The sequence below is a fragment of the Dyella sp. EPa41 genome (assembly GCF_016586165.1).
Taxonomy (GTDB): Bacteria; Pseudomonadota; Gammaproteobacteria; order Xanthomonadales; family Rhodanobacteraceae; genus Dyella.
Genome location: NZ_BCPR01000093.1, coordinates 1 through 16,051 on the forward strand (window position 1 = coordinate 1; position 16,051 = coordinate 16,051).

General features: G+C 67.3%; 12 protein-coding genes. 7 read left to right on the forward strand and 5 right to left on the reverse strand.

All coding sequences use genetic code 11. The features are described from left to right. On the forward strand, nt 1-1,220 hold a 1,220-nt coding region (locus JMF82_RS19760; protein ID WP_201316240.1), incomplete at its 5' end, for a SulP family inorganic anion transporter. Nucleotides 1,221-1,320: 100 nt separating this feature from the next. Here JMF82_RS19760 and rhtC read toward each other — a convergent pair. Beyond that, a complete protein-coding gene (rhtC, locus tag JMF82_RS19765) occupies nt 1,321-1,950 on the reverse strand; it encodes a threonine export protein RhtC (RefSeq protein ID WP_201316241.1) in 630 nt (209 codons plus the stop codon). Nucleotides 1,951-2,175: 225 nt separating this feature from the next. Between rhtC and JMF82_RS19770 the strand changes: the two genes are divergently transcribed. Together JMF82_RS19770 and dusB are read left to right on the forward strand one after the other, a co-directional pair. After that, a complete protein-coding gene (locus tag JMF82_RS19770; RefSeq protein ID WP_201316242.1) occupies nt 2,176-3,444 on the forward strand; it encodes a nucleoside permease in 1,269 nt (422 codons plus the stop codon). Between the two features lie 150 nt (nt 3,445-3,594). Then, nucleotides 3,595-4,581, forward strand: a complete 987-nt coding sequence (gene dusB, locus JMF82_RS19775; RefSeq protein ID WP_201316249.1) for a tRNA dihydrouridine synthase DusB — start codon at nt 3,595-3,597, stop codon at nt 4,579-4,581. 702 nt (nt 4,582-5,283) lie between these two features. Here dusB and JMF82_RS19780 read toward each other — a convergent pair. Further along, nucleotides 5,284-6,255, reverse strand: a complete 972-nt coding sequence (locus JMF82_RS19780; protein WP_201316243.1) for a CsgG/HfaB family protein — start codon at nt 6,253-6,255, stop codon at nt 5,284-5,286. Nucleotides 6,256-6,612: 357 nt separating this feature from the next. Here JMF82_RS19780 and JMF82_RS19785 point away from each other — a divergent pair, with 357 nt between their 5' ends. Then, the gene (locus tag JMF82_RS19785) at nt 6,613-7,494 is read left to right on the forward strand and encodes an alpha/beta hydrolase (protein WP_236585593.1); all 882 of its coding nucleotides are present in this window, start codon (nt 6,613-6,615) and stop codon (nt 7,492-7,494) included. On the opposite strand, the gene JMF82_RS19790 is transcribed toward JMF82_RS19785, so the two are convergent. After that, nucleotides 7,442-8,329, reverse strand: coding sequence for an alpha/beta hydrolase-fold protein (locus tag JMF82_RS19790; RefSeq protein ID WP_201316245.1), 888 nt, complete (start codon nt 8,327-8,329; stop codon nt 7,442-7,444). The genes JMF82_RS19785 and JMF82_RS19790 overlap by 53 nt on opposite strands. Then, on the reverse strand, nt 8,326-10,416 hold the full coding sequence (locus JMF82_RS19795) for a TonB-dependent receptor (protein ID WP_201316246.1): 2,091 nt from the start codon (nt 10,414-10,416) through the stop codon (nt 8,326-8,328). Before JMF82_RS19795 ends, JMF82_RS19790 begins: the two co-directional genes overlap by 4 nt. Before the next feature lie 321 nt (nt 10,417-10,737). On the opposite strand from JMF82_RS19795, the gene JMF82_RS19800 reads away from it, so the two are divergent. Next, on the forward strand, nt 10,738-11,559 hold the full coding sequence (locus tag JMF82_RS19800) for a class I SAM-dependent methyltransferase (RefSeq protein WP_201316250.1): 822 nt from the start codon (nt 10,738-10,740) through the stop codon (nt 11,557-11,559). Here the strand turns inward: JMF82_RS19800 and JMF82_RS19805 are convergent. Next, nucleotides 11,553-12,254: an SGNH/GDSL hydrolase family protein gene (locus tag JMF82_RS19805; RefSeq protein ID WP_201316247.1), complete on the reverse strand. Its 702-nt coding sequence runs from the start codon at nt 12,252-12,254 to the stop codon at nt 11,553-11,555. The two genes, JMF82_RS19800 and JMF82_RS19805, sit on opposite strands and share 7 nt — an antisense overlap. Before the next feature lie 230 nt (nt 12,255-12,484). Here JMF82_RS19805 and JMF82_RS19810 point away from each other — a divergent pair, with 230 nt between their 5' ends. After that, nucleotides 12,485-14,302, forward strand: a complete 1,818-nt coding sequence (locus tag JMF82_RS19810) for an FAD-binding oxidoreductase (protein ID WP_201316248.1) — start codon at nt 12,485-12,487, stop codon at nt 14,300-14,302. Between the two features lie 248 nt (nt 14,303-14,550). Beyond that, on the forward strand, nt 14,551-15,750 hold the full coding sequence (gene metK / locus JMF82_RS19815; RefSeq protein ID WP_111980972.1) for a methionine adenosyltransferase: 1,200 nt from the start codon (nt 14,551-14,553) through the stop codon (nt 15,748-15,750). Nucleotides 15,751-16,051 lie beyond the last annotated feature (301 nt).

The window sequence follows — 16,051 nt, forward strand, 5'->3', positions numbered from 1 at the left end:
GCAAGGACACCATCGGGCAGGCGTGGTCGCTGTTCATGCAGCTGCACCGCGTGCATTGGCCGACTGCGCTGCTCTCGGCCGGCACCTTTGCCGCGTTTTTCCTGGTGAAACTGCTATGGCCGCGCGCACCGGCGGCACTGGTCGCGGTGGGCGGCGCCGTGTTCGCCACCTGGATGCTGCGCCTGGCCAATCGTGGCGTCGTGGTGGTGGGTGCGTTGCCGACGGGCCTGCCCACCTGGGTTGCACCTGCCCTTCCGCATGAACTGCTCGGCACGCTGATTCCCGCGGCGGGCGCGCTGGCGTTGATCACCTTCAGCAGCGGCATGCTCACCAGCCGCAGTTTCGCGGCGAAGAACAATTACCACGTCGATGGCGACCAGGAATTCCTCGCGCTGGGCCTGTCGCACCTGGCCAGCGCGGCCTGCCAGGGCTTCGCCGTCAGCGGCTCCAGCTCGCGCACGGCGGTGAACGATGCCAACGGCGGCAAAAGCCCGCTGGTATCGATCATCGGCGCGCTGGTGATCCTGCTGGTGATGCTGTTCTTCGGCCAGGTGCTGGCAATGCTGCCGATCGCCGCGCTGAGCACGATCCTGGTGGCGGCGGCCATCAGCCTGATCGACTTCGGGGGCCTGCGCGAGCTGCGTCGCTTCAGCCGCGGCGAACATGCGATTGCATGGTCGACCGTGGCAGGCGTGGTGCTGTTCGGCGTGATGTCCGGCATCCTGCTTGCCGTGGCGATCGCCCTGCTGCATTTCCTTTCACAGGTGCGTCGCCCTGCCGAGCAACAATTCGGACGTATCGACGGCCGCGACGGCTTCTACGAACTGGCGCACTACCCCGAGGCGCACGCCATCCCGGGCCTGCTGATCTACCGTTTCGAATCGCCGCTGACCTTCTTCAACGCCGACTATTTCCGCCAGCGCGTCGTGCATCTTGCGCAGAGCCAGCGTCCGCGCTGGGTCATCATCGACGCGATCTCGATGACCAAGACCGACATCACCGGATTCCTCGCCATCGACGAGCTCCGTCGCACGCTGGAGCACCAGGGCACGCAGCTGGTGATCGCCGGTCGCACACCGCAGTTGATCAAGTTGATGACGCGCGCGGGCCTGCCGCCGGAGCGCACGGGCATACTCTATTTTCCGTCGAGGCAGGCGGCGTTGCTGGCATATCGCGAGCACATTGCGGGCGGGTCCGGCATGTCCACGCCTTCCCTGTAGGAGCGCACCCAGTGCGCGAAAAGCCTACGGAGAGGTAATCCCAAGCCCCGCGGTCGCGCACTGGGTGCGCTCCTACAAGGCAAAATCCGCAAGGCAAAACTCAGACCGTGCGCCTGGAAAAGATCAGGTGCAGGCCGAACGCCACGAACACGGCGCCGGCCATGCCATCGATCCAGCGTGAAAGCCGCAGGTAGCCGCGGCGCATGGCGGGCAAGGCGAATACACCGGCCACCACGCTGAACCAAAGCAGGGTCTCGATCACCACCATGCTCCAGAGCCCCCAGCGGGCGCCCGCGCTGACGCCGTCACCGAGAAAGGCGGAAAACACGCTGCCGAAATAGATCACCACCTTCGGATTGGAGAGATTGGTGAGCAGGCCCGCGCGCAACGTGGCCCAGTCGCTCTGCTGCAGCACCTGCTGCGGCTCGCCGGCCGGCGTGGCGGGAGCGCGCAGGGCGCCGCGCAGCATCTTCACGCCCATCCAGGCGAGGTAGAGGCCGCCGGCAATGCTGATCAGGCGTTCCAGCCAGGCCAGCCGCTGCAGCACCAGTTGCAGGCCCGCCAGCGCCAGCGCCGACCACACCACCACGCCCAGGGTGATGCCGATGACGCCGAACATGGCCTGGCGGCGCGTGCGGCTCACCGCTGTCTGCGACACGAAGAAGAAGTCCGGGCCGGGGCTCAGCAGGGCCACCAAGTGCACGACGGCGATGGTCAGGAACAGGTTCACGGCGCTCTCCACGATGGCGGAACCCGCACTTTCTCGCGGCGACGCAGCTTGTCGCCGTGGCGGTGGTTCCTCTAGGCTCTTATTTTTACACGTCCTCGGGACGCCCTTGGCCGTGCAGGGGGATCTCCGCCTCGCTTGGACAGGCCCGGCCTAGGCTCGGCCTGCTGTTGGGTGCGTGCCTCCCGGACCGATTTCCACCGCTCTTTTGAACCCACGACGACGCTGATGAGCCTTCGACTCCGCCTGATTGCAATGAACTTCCTGCAATTCTTTGTATGGGGGTCGTGGCTGCTCACCATCGGTGCCTACTGGTTCCAGGACAAGCATTGGTCGGGCGCGCAGTTCGGCGCGATCTTCTCGACCATGGGCATCGCCTCGCTGTTCATGCCGTCCATCGCGGGCGTGATCGCGGACAAGTACATCAATGCGGAGAAGCTCTACGGCATCTTCCACCTGTGCGGCGCCGCCATCCTGTTCTGCGTGCCGATGGTGCAGTCGCCCAGCCTGATGTTCTGGGTGATGCTGCTCAACATGATGTTCTACATGCCGACCATCTCGCTCTCCATCGCGGTGGCGTACAACGCGCTCAAGAGCGACGGCAAGGACATCATCAAGGATTATCCGCCGATCCGCGTGTGGGGCACCGTGGGCTTCATCGCCGCGCTGTGGACGGTGAGCCTGCTGCGCCTGGAAACGTCCTCGGGCCAGTTCTACGTCGCATCCGGTGCCGCGGTGCTGCTGGGCCTGTATGCCTTCACGCTGCCGGCCTGCCCGCCGCGCTTCCAGCGCAGCGCGAACCAGTCGTGGCTCGACACGTTCGGCCTCACCTCGTTCAAGCTGTTCCGCGAAGCGCGCATGGCGATCTTCTTCATCTTCGCGATGCTGCTGGGCGCGGCGCTGCAGCTCACCAACGCCTATGGCGATACCTTCCTGCACGACTTCGCGCAGATGGGCGAATACAAGGAACTGGTGGCGGTGCGTTACCCGGCCATCATCATGTCCATCTCGCAGATCTCCGAAACGCTGTTCATCCTGGCCATCCCGTTCTTCCTGCGCCGCTTCGGCATCAAGACGGTGATGCTGATCAGCATGCTGGCGTGGACGCTGCGCTTCGGCCTGTTCGCCTATGGCAACCCGGGCTCGGGCCTGTGGATGATCGTGCTGTCGTGCATCGTCTACGGCATGGCCTTCGACTTCTTCAACATCTCCGGCTCGCTGTTCGTGGAAGGCCAGAGCGATCCCTCGATCCGCGCCAGCGCCCAGGGCCTGTTCATGCTGATGACCAACGGCATCGGCGCCGTGCTGGGCAGCTCGATCAGCGGCCTCATCATCGAGGCATGCTTCACCCGGCCGGACCAGAGCAAGGACTGGCACGGCATCTGGATCACCTTCGCCACGTATTCGCTGGTGGTGGCGGTGCTGTTCATGCTGCTGTTCAAGCACAAGCATGAGCCGATGCGTGTGCGGCAGCTGGCGGCGAAAGCCTCGCACTGACCGCCTCTTTTTTGTAGGAGCGCACCCAGTGCGCGAAAAGCCAACGGAGCGATGACGCCGACGCGCCGCGGTCGCGCACTGGGTGCGCTCCTACAGAGGAAGGCCCGATCCCGTTCAGCGGGCCAAACCGTGGCCCGCTACACTACCCCCATGCAGATCGGCCCCTACCGCATCGATCCGCCCGTGGTGCTCGCGCCCATGGCCGGGGTCACCGACAAGCCTTTCCGCCTGCTGTGCAAACGGCTGGGCGCGGGCCTGGCCGTGTCCGAGATGACCCACGCCGACCCGCGCCTGTGGCAGACGCGCAAGTCGCGGCAACGCATGGACCACGCGGGCGAGCCCGAGCCGGTGAGCGTGCAGATCGCCGGCTACGACCCAGCCATGCTGGCGGAGGCGGCGCGCTACAACGCCGACAACGGCGCGCAGATCGTCGACATCAACATGGGTTGCCCGGCGAAAAAAGTGTGCAACGTGTGGTCGGGTTCCGCCCTGCTGCAGGACGAGCCGCTGGTCGCGCGCATCGTGAAGGCGGTGGTGGACGCGGTGGACGTGCCGGTCACCTTGAAGATCCGCACCGGCTGGGACCGCCAGAACAAGAACGCGCTCACCATCGCGAAGATCGCCGAGGACGCCGGCATCGCCGCGCTCGCCGTGCACGGTCGCACGCGCGCCGACAAGTACGAAGGCGAGGCCGAGTACGAGACGATCGCGGCGGTAAAGGCAGCTGTTCGCATTCCCGTGCTCGCCAATGGCGATGTGCTCACGCCGCGGCAGGCGAAGCATGTGCTCGACGTGACCGGCGCCGATGCGGTGATGGTGGGTCGCGGCGCGCAGGGGCGACCGTGGATCTTCCGCGAGATCGCGCATTACCTCGCCACGGGCGAAACGCTGCCGGAACCCGCGCCGGCCGAAGTGCGCGACATCCTGGTGCATCACCTGGAACAGCTTTACGCCTTCTATGGCGAACTGCAGGGCGTGCGGATCGCGCGCAAGCATCTGGGCTGGTATGCGAAGGATCGCCCGGAGAATGCCGCCTTTCGCCATGTGGTGAACCGCGCCGAAAGCGCACAGGATCAGTTGCGGCTGACGCACGAGTATTTCGGGGCGCTGGAAGCCGGCGAACGCCTGGCGGCCTGAACACCACACTTGCCCCCCGAATGTAGGAGCGCACCCTGTGCGCGACAGCCTTTTGCGGTGGGCTGCACGTTCTTTCTTAAGAGCGGGCTATTGCCCTCGGTAGCTCCGCTACCGCCAGATTGCCGCCTACGCAGCGGGCGTTTCGACGTCCTGCCGGCGACGCGAAGCTAGTCCCGTGGGACCGCCGAGTCACTTTTCTTTTGCTGGCCCAAAAGAAAAGTAACCCAAAGAAAATGGCCTTTGAGCCAAGGCTCATAGCAGTACGTGGGATAGAAGCGTCGGATGAGCGAGGCCAGCCGTGATGGGCTCGTTGCTACCTCGAACGGCGTGGCTACACCGCAACGCGTCATCGCGAAGAGGACTTAAAGCCGCTTCGCTGAGCCGTGATGAAGCCTATGGGGCACCACGCACTTTCCCCCTCTCCCCTCCGGGGCACGCGGGGAGCGGCCATGGATGGCCGCGGCTTTGAGGAGCGAGGAGAGAGCGGGCTGGGGGAGGGGTGGGTGCTCGCGAAGTTCCTTCCTACCTCTGTAGGAGCGCACCCAGTGCGCGACCGCGGCGTCGCAACGCACCTTGGCCTGGGTCGTCGCGACCACCGCAGACCGGAGCAACCCTGTCAGTCCGCGGTCGCGCACTGGGTGCGCTCCTACAGGTCAAAGCCTTGTTCACCGGACCGCACGCGCGGCCCGGTGAAGCGAAGGGTTACTTGGAAAGCTCGAGCAAGGTGGAGTTGATCCAGCCCTTGTTGCCCAGTTCGTCCTCGACTTCCCACATCGCGCCCTGCTTGCTGCCGGTGGGATAGAGCGTCAAGCCGGGCGTGACGTCGCGTACGGGCTTGCCCCCGGATGCCGTGGCGAGCAGGCGCCCCTTCGCCGTTACCGTCACCGATTGCCGGGCGTTGGCCTGGGCCGCATTGCCGGAAAGGCCGCCCAGCTGCGTCACCATCTCGGTGTAGGCCTGCAGGTAGGCCATGGTGATGACCTGGCCGATGGTGGTGTTGGCATAGCCGCCGACGCCGGCGGCGCCGAGGGCGGAACCGCCGAACAGCGCGCCTCCCGCGCCAAAGCCGATGTCGGTTTTCTTCGCGCTGCCCTCGGTCATGGCCACCTGTTCGGAGGAGCGCACGTCGGTCAGGGTCAGCACGACGTCGGCGGTCTTGGTGGAGAAGTTGACGTTGCTGGCGATGGCGCCGGCGCTTCCGCCCACCAGGCCCCCGAGCAGGCCACCGATCGAACTGCCGCCCGCGTCGCGGTTGCTCGACACCAGGTCCGGCACCAGCACGTAGTCGGCCGCCTTCACCTGGCCCTTGCCGAGGTTGGACTGCGCGCGCAACTCGCCGCCCGAGGCCAATGCGCGTTCACGCAGGGCGGCATCCATGCCCGCCCCGCGGTCGACCAGGGTGAAGCAGCCGGACTTGCTGACGAATACCTTGATGAGCTTGGACGGCGCCGGCAGTTGCTGGCCGGTCCACCAGTTGTTGGCGGCCTCGGGCTCGTTGACCGCCACCGTGCCCAGCTTGCGGGTGCAGGTCGGAATCTGCGCCTCCTGTGCCTTGCGCTGCTCGTCCACGTTCTGGGTCGCGCCCTTCATGTCCATGGTGCTGCAGCCGGCCGTCGTGGCGGCGAAGCCGCACAGGGCCGCCATCACTGCACCGAGTTTCCCGTTGCTTTTCATTCCCACTCCCTGAGCTTGTCGAATCGAGTCCTTTCGAGGTCGCGCCCGGGGTGGCGGACTCGGACGAGGCCCCCGGACGCCGATGGCGGTGCGGGTCATGTCCCTTCCTTGCATGCATGTGGGCATGCAAACCATCAGCTCGGCAGGTTCGCAGGTGGCCGCGGCCACCCGATATGTCCATCCGGCCCATCGTCGTGTCGGCGCAGTCGCTTTGATGATGTGGCGTATCGCGCTTGGCGGTGAAGGAGGCCGCAAACCCTTGCGCCGGGCTTCGGGTCATCATCCGGTTTTGTCCGCCGAAGCCACCTTATGCCGCGGTTTCGCCCCAACCGGATGACATGGCCAAGGGCATTGGCCATGGCGTGGGTCGCCTGCACCTGCCTGCTGCTGGCCGGCTGCGAGGCCACGCTGTTCGCCGGGCTCAACGCCACCGACCAGCGGCATGGTGTCGTGCGGCAGCGCGCTGTGGAGTTCGACCACGCGCACCGGCTGGCATTGGACGTCTATGCGCCCAGCGGTGCCGCGCATGCCCCGGTGGTGGTGTTCTTCTACGGCGGCGACTGGGCGCGCGGCGAGCGCGCGTGGTATCGCTTCGTGGGCACGGCGCTCGCGGCCGAAGGCGTGGTGGCGGTGATCCCCGATTACCGCAAGGTGCCGCGGGTTGCGCTGGATGGATTCATGGGCGACGCGGCGGAGGCGGTTGCGTGGACGCACGCCCACGCTGCTGAACTCGGCGGCGAGCCGGGCGATATCTTCGTGATGGGCCATTCGGCCGGCGGGCAGATCGCGGCGCTGCTGGCCACCGATCCCGAATGGCTGGCGGCGTCCGACATGCGGCCGCGCGATCTGGCCGGATTCATCGGCCTCGCCGGCTGCTACGACTTCGTGCCGGTGCCCGCGGACGACGCGGACATGATCGCCGCGTTCGGCGAGACGGCCGAGTCGCAGCAACGTGGACAACCGGTCTCCTACGTTCGCGGCGACGAGCCGCCCATGCTGTTGCTGCAGGGCGCGGACGACCGCGAGGTGACGCCCTCCAACGCGATCTCATTGGCGCGGGCCATGGAAGCCCGGCACGAGGACGTGACCTTGAAGCTCTACCCGAACGTGGAACACGAAGCGCTGTTGTTCGCGCTGTCGCGTCCCCTGCGTGGCGATGCGCCGACGCTGGACGACGTGCTCACCTTCATCCGGGCCCATCCAGGAACGACCGGATCGCCGGCCCCAGCGACGCGCTGAACGCCTCGCCATGGCTTAGCCCGGGAAACAGCCGCCAGTCCACCTGCAGGCCCGGCACGCCGCGCAGCCGCCCGGCCAAGGATTGCGCGGGGATCATCGATGACGCGTCCGCGGGCCGCTCCGCGCCACCGGCCATCAACAACAGCCGCGCGTTTGCGCGGTGAGCGCCGGCGATGAAGGCGCCGGCTTCCTCGTCCATCAGCGGCGCCTGCCAGCCCAGCGCGGGGCTGGCCGCGGCGTGGAAGGCGAACAGGCCGGGCCGCGTATACAACGCGTGCAGCGCCAGCAGGCCGCCGTAGGAATGGCCCCAGATGCCTTGGCGGTGCGCATCCACCGGCCACTCGGCGGCCATGCGCGGCATCACGCGTTGCTGCAGGAAGTCGAGGAAGGCATCGGCGCCACCACCATGCCGACCCGGCACGCGCGGATCGAGCGCGGGCTGCCCATCGCGACGCGGCGGGGTGTAGTCCAGCGCGCGCGCCGTGGTGTCGAAACAGGCGTCGGTGTCGTAGCCCACCGCCACCAGCAGTACGCCGCCGCGCAAGAGTGGCGCCTGGTCCGCCGCTTTCAATGCGGCCATCGAGGCATTGCCGTCGAGCAGATAGAGCACGGGATAGCCGTCCGGCGGCGCCTGGCCGATAGTGGCAACCTGGATGCGATAGCGATGCCCCGCTGGGCCATCCATGGTCATGACGGCAAGGCGCGAGGCGTCGACGCCCACCGCCTCGGCCGGCGGTTGCGAAGCGGGTGGACGCATGGCGTCGAAACGCTGCGCCATGGCGGCGGGCACGCACAGCATGGCGACGAGTGCCCCGAATCGGCAGATGGCGTTCACAGCCGCACGTTCACGCCCACCCACAGGCGGCGCCCATCGTCGATGGTGTTGTAGTCGTCATAGGCCAGGCGGCGATCGGTGAGGTTGTAGAGCGCCGCGTTCAACGTGGCGGTGCGGCTCAAGTGCCACGACAGGCCGAGGTCAGCGGTGGCATAGGAACCGTACTCGCGCACGGTGCGCCCATCGGGCGTGCTGATCGGCCGGCCCGCGCCGCCGGCGCGCAGCTGCGCGTTGATCTCCTTGCCATGGTAGTTCGCGGCGGCCCACAGGCTGAGCCTGCGCGCGGCGTTCCAGTCCACGCGCGCGTTGCCCAGCCACTTGGGCGTGCGCGCCAGCGCGTAGCCCTTGTAGTCGCCGCTCTGCTGCCTGGAGCTGGTGTAGGTGGCATTGCCCTTGAAGGTCCAGTCACGCTGCGGCGACCAGCGCGCGGTGAGTTCGGCGCCGCGGATGCGCGCCTTGTCCACGTTGCGGTAGTAGTAGACGCGGTAGTTCGGGTCCTCGCTCCAGCGCAGGTAGTTGCCGTTGGCGTCCAGCGGCTGCACGTCCGTCACCTTGTCGTGGAAGGCGGTGTGGAACAGGGTCAGGCCGGTGCTGAAGCCGGCGCGGTTGTCCCACAGCGCGGCCACTTCGGTGCTGGTGCTGGTCTCGGCCTTGAGGTGGGGATCGCCAATGATCACCGCGCAATTGCCGTTGGGACCGTAGCTGCAGCCCGCGCCGCCGGTGGTGTAGGCATAACCAGGCGCGATCTGGCGGATCTCCGGCGCGCGGAAGCCGCGCGATACGCCGCCCTTGAGGGTGAAGTCGTCGGTGGCGTGCCACACGCCGTACAGGCGCGGGCTCCAGTGGTTGCCGTAGATCTCGTGGTGGTCCAGCCGCACGCCGCCGGTGAGCGCGAAGCGTCCGGCCACGGCCCATTCGTCCTCGGCGAAGGCGGCGCTCTGGGTGATGTCGAAGCGCGCGTCGCGGCCGTTGCGCCGGCCGGGGTTCTGGTCCACCAGATGGCCGTTCTGCCATTGCGCGCCCAGCACCAGGTTGTGCGCCTCCAGCGGCAGCGACAGCTTGCCGTCGGCGGTGCGGTTGCGGATCTCCGGGGCCCGCGCGTTGCGCAGGTAGTCCGCCGCGCCGGCCGCGCGGGTATAGCCCAGGCGCCGTGTCGTTTCCTGGTACAGCGCCAGGTCGGACTGGCCCCACGACCAGCGCCCGCTGTGCGACGCCGACCAGCGGTTGCGCGGATTGCGGTTGTAGGTATCGGCCGCGTTGGCGGCCAACGTGTCGCCGCCGTGGTTCTCGCGGCGCACGCTTTCATGGCCGGCCTCCAGCAGCACCTGCTGCCCCTTGGCGGGTTCGAGTGCCAGGCGCGCGGTGACGTCGCCCTCGCGCGAGCCGGGGTAGCCGTTGAGGATGCCGTCCTCCTGGCGCACGTAGCGGCGTCCCCACAGCTGCAACCCGATCTGCTCGCCGGCCAGCGGGCCGCCGAGATAGAACTGCCCCTGCCAGGCTTCGCCCGAGTCATCGTGCTGTTGCACGGTGTAGTCCGCGCCCAGCGAGCCGCCCCAGCGGCGGGGGATCTTGCGCGTGATGATGTTGATGACGCCGCCCATCGCGTCCGAGCCGTACAGCGAGGACATCGGCCCGCGCACCACCTCGATGCGCTCGATCGCCTCCAGCGGCGGGATGAAGCTCTGCTCGAAGCCGGCATTGCCGTTGGTGCGGCTGTCGCGCGTGCTCTGGCGCTTGCCGTCCACCAGGATCAGCGTGTACTGCCCCGGCATGCCGCGCATGAAGATGTCGCGCTCGCCGGCCGGACCGGTGATGCTGACGCCCTCCACGTCGCGCAGGGCGTCGGTGAGGTCGTGGAACGGGCGCTTCTCCAGTTCCGGCCGGGTGATCACGGAAATGCTGGCGGGCGCATCCTCGATCACCTGCTCGAAGCCGGTCGCGGTCACCACCACGGTTTCCAATGGCTTGGCGTCGTGTCGGGAGGCTTCATGCTGCTGCGCCATGACCGGCGCGGCGAGCGCGGCGCACAGGCAGGCCGCCAGGCGCTGCCGCCCGACACGGGGATGGGAAAAGAAACGGATAGGCATGTTGGAGTGCTCCTTGCGATAGGCACAGGCCGCCCGGCCCGTCGACTGACGGGCAGCGGGAGAACGTGGGGGGAAGCCCGGTGAAGACGGACCTGGCGTGCGCGGGGCATGGCCCGCGGTGGCTGTTCCCTGGGCGATCTGCTCGAGGCGGCCTTGGCCAGGCAGATCGAGCGACCGTCACCGCAAGAATGTACGAATGAGAATAATTCTTATCAACCCGCAACAGGGTGGCAGGAGGTCGCAGCGGCGTGAGCGCCGCCACGACATCGGCGGGTGTAGCGTGGCTATTCCCCGTCTGCTGGAACCGCCACCGTGAACAGCATCGTGACCGGCGAGTTTCCCTACATCCACGGCTTCTCGGCCGAGGAGCAGTCGCGGCTGATCCGGCAGGCGCGGATGTTCGAGACCACCCTGTTCAGTCGCATCGACTACAGCGAAGCGACGCGCTTGCTGGAGATAGGTTCCGGCGTGGGCGCGCAGACGGAAATCCTGCTGCGTCGTTTTCCGAACCTGGATGTCACCGGCGTGGATCGCTCCGAGGCGCAGCTCGCCGCCGCCGAGCAGAACCTCGCGCAGACCGCCTGGTGCAGTTCGCGCTATACGTTGCAACAGGCGGATGCCACCGACCTGCCTTTCCCCGATCGCAGTTTCGACGCGGCCTACCTGTGCTGGGTGCTGGAACACATGCCCAGTCCGGCGCGCGTACTGAGCGAACTGCGCCGCGTGCTGAGCCCGGGTGCGGTCGTGTACGTGACCGAGGTGCTGAACTCCTCGTTCTTCCTCGATCCGTATTCACCCAACCTGCTGCGCTACTGGATGGCCTTCAACGACCACCAGTACGACAGCGGTGGCGATCCCTTCATCGGCGCCAAGCTCGGCAACCTGCTGCTGGCCGGCGGCTATCGCGACGTGCAGACCGAGGTGAAGAGCTTCCACCTCGACAACCGCCAGCCCGGCAAACGCAAGCAGATGATCGAGTTCTGGGAGGAGCTGCTGCTGTCGGCCGCCGACCAGCTGGTGGCCACCGGCAAGGTGGACACCGCGACGGTCGAGGGCATGCGGCAGGAGTTGCAGGCCGTGCGCAACGATCCGAACGCGGTGTTCTTCTTCGCCTTCGTGCAGGCGCGCGCCCTGGTTTACTGAGCGGTCCTGGTGACGAAGCCGTACTGGGCCAGCACGGGCTTGAGCGCAGCGATCCACAGCGCATAGCCGGCCGGCAGCATGTGCAGGCCGTCGGGGCGGAACAGCTCGGGCCGCGGCTTGCCGTTCGCATCGACCATGAGCGGCGCGATGTCGACGAAGCGCACGCCCTTCTGCGTGGCCGCCCAGTCGCGGATCTTGTCGTTGGCCGCCTTCATGGTCGGCCACAGCGCGAGGCGCGCGATGCTCGGCTTGATCGAGATGTAGACGATGGGCACGCCCGGCACGCCTTCGCGCGCACGCGCCACGAACGCCTGGAACGAGGCCAGCACCTGGTCCGCCGTGGCGCCGTCGTTGATGTCGTTGTCGCCGGCATACATCACGATGAGGCTGGGCTGGTAGGGCCACACGATGCGGTCGGCATAAAAAGTGGAGTCGGGCAGCGCCGAACCGCCGAAGCCGCGGTTGATCACCGGGATGCCCGGGAAATCCTGCGCCAGTGACTTCCAGAACTGGATGGACGAGCTGCCGATGAACAGCACGCCGTGCGGTGCCGGCGGGTGCGCGCGATCGGCGGCGACGAAGGCATGGATGTCCGGTGCCCAATGCGAGGGCGGCGCGCTGTCGGCCATGGCGCCCGACGACAGCGGGCCGAGCAAAAGCAACGTGGCCAGTACGCGCCAGATCAGTGACTTCATCCTGGTGATCCTCTTTGTGGCTTGCGACAGGCTGTCGATTATGTAGGCCGCGGCAGGTATCGCCAAACGCGTGCCGACGAGCCACGCAGGGGCTGGCGTCCAGCGTTCGTCCCGGTCCGTCCCAGCCCGCCCGCGATTCGTCCCTCGGCCGCCTCGCCTCGTCACCTGGCGCTTGCCCCGCGCCGCAAGCAGCGGAAAGTGGCGGCATCCCGACCGATCCGGAGTCCACCATGCGCCGTCGCGACCTGCTGAAGGCTGCCCTCGCCCTGCCCCTGATTCCCTGGGCAGCCTCCCCTTCGCTCGCCTTCGCCCGCGAAGCGATGGCCGCGGTAGGCCAGTGGCGCGCCCGCGTCCGCCCCGGCCAGCCGGGCTGGCCAAGCGACATGCAATGGGAGCAGCTGAACAAGGCCGTGGGTGGGCGCCTCCAACGCGTGCAGTCGCCCTTCGACGCGCAAGCCAGCGAGGCGGCCCGGCAAGAGGCGCTCGCGCAGATCAGGAATCCCTATTACCTCGGCGACACGCCATCGCTCACCCAGACCAGCGGCTGGGTCGATGCCTGGACCTCACGTCCCAGCGTGTATGCCGTTGCCGCCACGCAGACGGCCGATGTCGTCGCCGCCGTGAACTTCGCCCGCGAGCACCGTCTGCGACTGGTGGTGAAAGGCGGCGGCCACAGCTACCAGGGCACCTCCGATGCGCCCGATTCGCTGCTGATCTGGACGCGCCACATGAACGCCGTGACCTTGCACGACGGCTTCGTGCCGGTGGGTTGTGAAGGCCTGCAGGCCCCCTTGCCGGCGGTGACGGTGCAGGCGGGTGCCATGTGGGTGGATGCCTATGCTGCGGTCACCACCGAGGCAGGCCGCTACGTGCAGGGCGGCGGCTGCATGACCGTCGGCGTGGCCGGCCTGGTGCAGAGCGGCGGCTTCGGCAGCTTCTCCAAGCGGTTCGGCACCGCTTCCGGCAGCCTGCTGGAGGCGGAGGTGGTCACGGCGGACGGCAAGGTGCGCGTGGTCAATGCGCGGCAGGAACCGGAGTTGTTCTGGGCCATCAAGGGTGGCGGTGGCGGCAGCTTCGGCGTGATCACGCGGCTCACGCTGCGCACGCACGAACTTCCGCAGATGTTTGGTGCGGTGTTCGGCTCGATCCAGGCGGATTCGGACGAGGCCTATCGCGCGCTCATCGCCGAGGCGCTCCGCTTCTATCGCGATGCGCTGTTCAATCCGCACTGGGGCGAGCAGATGGTGTTCCGCGGCGACAACGCGCTGCGCCTCTCCATGGTGTTCCAGGGGCTGGACCAGGCGACGGCGGAGCAGACCTGGGCGCCGTTCTTCGCCTGGGTGCGTGCGCGCAAGGACTGTCGCTTCAAGGACGAACCCCGCGTGATCGCCCTGCCCGCGCGGCATTTCTGGGACGCGGAATTTTTCCGCCAGCACGCGCCGCAACTGGTCGTGCCCGACAGCCGCCCCGGCGCGCCACGCGATCATGTGCTGTGGGCGGGCGACGAAGGACAGGTCGGCCAGTTCATCCATGGCTACCGTTCGGCCTGGCTGCCGCAGGCGCTGCTCGATCCGCAGCGGCAGCCCGCGTTGGCCGACGCGATATTTGCCGCCACGCGACACTGGGGATTTTCCCTGCATTTCAACAAGGGGCTCGCGGGCGCACCTGCCGATGCGCTGGAACGATCGCGCGATACCGCCACCAACCCGCAGGTGCTGGAGGCCTTCGCGCTGGCCATCACGGGTGGCGAAAGCGGCCCGGCGTTTCCCGGGATGCCCGGCGGCGCGGGCCCCGATCTCGAGGACGCACGTTCGGAGGCCGGGCGCATCGACGCCTCGATGGACGCCTTGCTCAGGGTCGCGCCCGGCGCGGGCTCCTACGTCTCGGAAAGCAACTATTTCGAGCGCGACTGGCAGGCGTCCTTCTGGGGCCCCCACTACCCTCGCCTGGCCGCGGCCAAGCACCGTTACGACCCCGAAGGGCTGTTTTTCGTGCGCCACGGCGTGGGCAGCGAAGGCTGGAGCGAGGATGGCTTCACCCGACGCTGAGCTCGGCTGAGCCCTACGCTCCAGCCTGCTGCGACCCGACTGCGTTATGCTGCCTTTTCCCGTGGCTTGACGGGCCGTGCGCGCGGCGGCGAGTCCTTTCCAAGGGGCCGCAAAGCCGTCCAAACGGCTGAATCGGCATGAAATCGTCATGTCCCGACCCCATGCTGAGGCTGCAAAGCGGGGGTGGGCCGTGTATCATGCGCCACCCCCTTTTATCTCTTTATCCGTAAGGAAGGATATAACCCGCGATGAGCAACTTCCTCTTCACCTCCGAATCGGTCTCCGAAGGCCATCCGGACAAAGTCGCCGACCAGATCTCCGATGCCGTCCTCGATGCGATCATCGCGCAGGATCCGCGTGCGCGCGTGGCCTGCGAAACGATGGTGAAGACGGGCGTGGCGATCGTCGCCGGCGAAATCACCACCAGCGCCTGGATCGACCTCGAAGCGCTGACCCGCAAGGTCATCACCGACATCGGCTACGACTCCTCCGACGTCGGCTTCGACGGCGAGACCTGCGGCGTGCTGAACCTGATCGGCAAGCAGAGCCCGGACATCAACCAGGGCGTGGACCGCAAGAAGCCGGAAGAACAGGGCGCTGGCGACCAGGGCCTGATGTTCGGCTACGCGACCAACGAGACCAAGGACTACATGCCGGCCGCCATCTACTACTCGCACCGTCTGGTGGAGCAGCAGGCCAAGGTCCGCAAGAAGAAGAACTCGCCGCTGCCGTGGCTGCGCCCGGACGCCAAGAGCCAGGTCACCCTGCGCTATGAAGACGGCGTGGCGACCGCCATCGACGCGGTGGTGCTGTCGACCCAGCACGACCCGAACGTGAAGCAGAAGGACCTCATCGAGGCCGTGCGCGAGCACATCCTCAAGCCCGTGCTGCCGGCCAAGCTGCTGCACAAGGGCACCAAGTTCCACATCAACCCGACCGGCAAGTTCGTGATCGGCGGCCCGGTGGGCGACTGCGGCCTCACCGGCCGCAAGATCATCGTCGACACCTACGGCGGCTGGGCCCGTCACGGTGGCGGCGCGTTCTCGGGCAAGGATCCGTCGAAGGTGGACCGTTCGGCCGCCTATGCCGCGCGCTACGTGGCCAAGAACATCGTGGCCGCCGGCATTGCCGACCGCTGCGAAGTGCAGGTGAGCTACGCCATCGGCGTGGCCGAGCCGACCTCCATCTCGGTCACCACTTTCGGCACCGGCAAGATCGCCGACGAGAAGATCGAGAAGCTGATCCGCAAGCACTTCGACCTGCGCCCGTACGGCATCATCAAGATGCTCGACCTGGTGCACCCGATGTACCAGCAGACCGCCAGCTACGGTCACTTCGGCCGCACCCCGTACGAAGTGAAGGGTCCGGACGGCAAGACCTACACCGCGTTCTCGTGGGAAAAGACCGACAAGGCCGAGGCGCTGCGCGCCGATGCCAAGCTGAAGTAAGCAACACGCTTGCCTCACACGAAAACGGGCCGCGAAAGCGGCCCGTTTTTTTTGCGTGGCCCGCACATCCCTCCCACCCTTTTTGTAGGAGCGCACCCAGTGCGCGACAGCCTTTCGCCTCGGCCTTGATTGCCGGTCTCACCGGCACAGTCGTTGTGCCTGATCGTCGCGTTATCGCGATGAGGCTCGCCTGCGGCGGGCTTCCGAGCCGCTGCCGCGGCCCGGGTCACTCTCTCTTCGCGTAGCGCCCCCCCTTGTAGGAGCGCACCCAGTGCGCGACAGCCTTTCGCCTCAGTCTTGA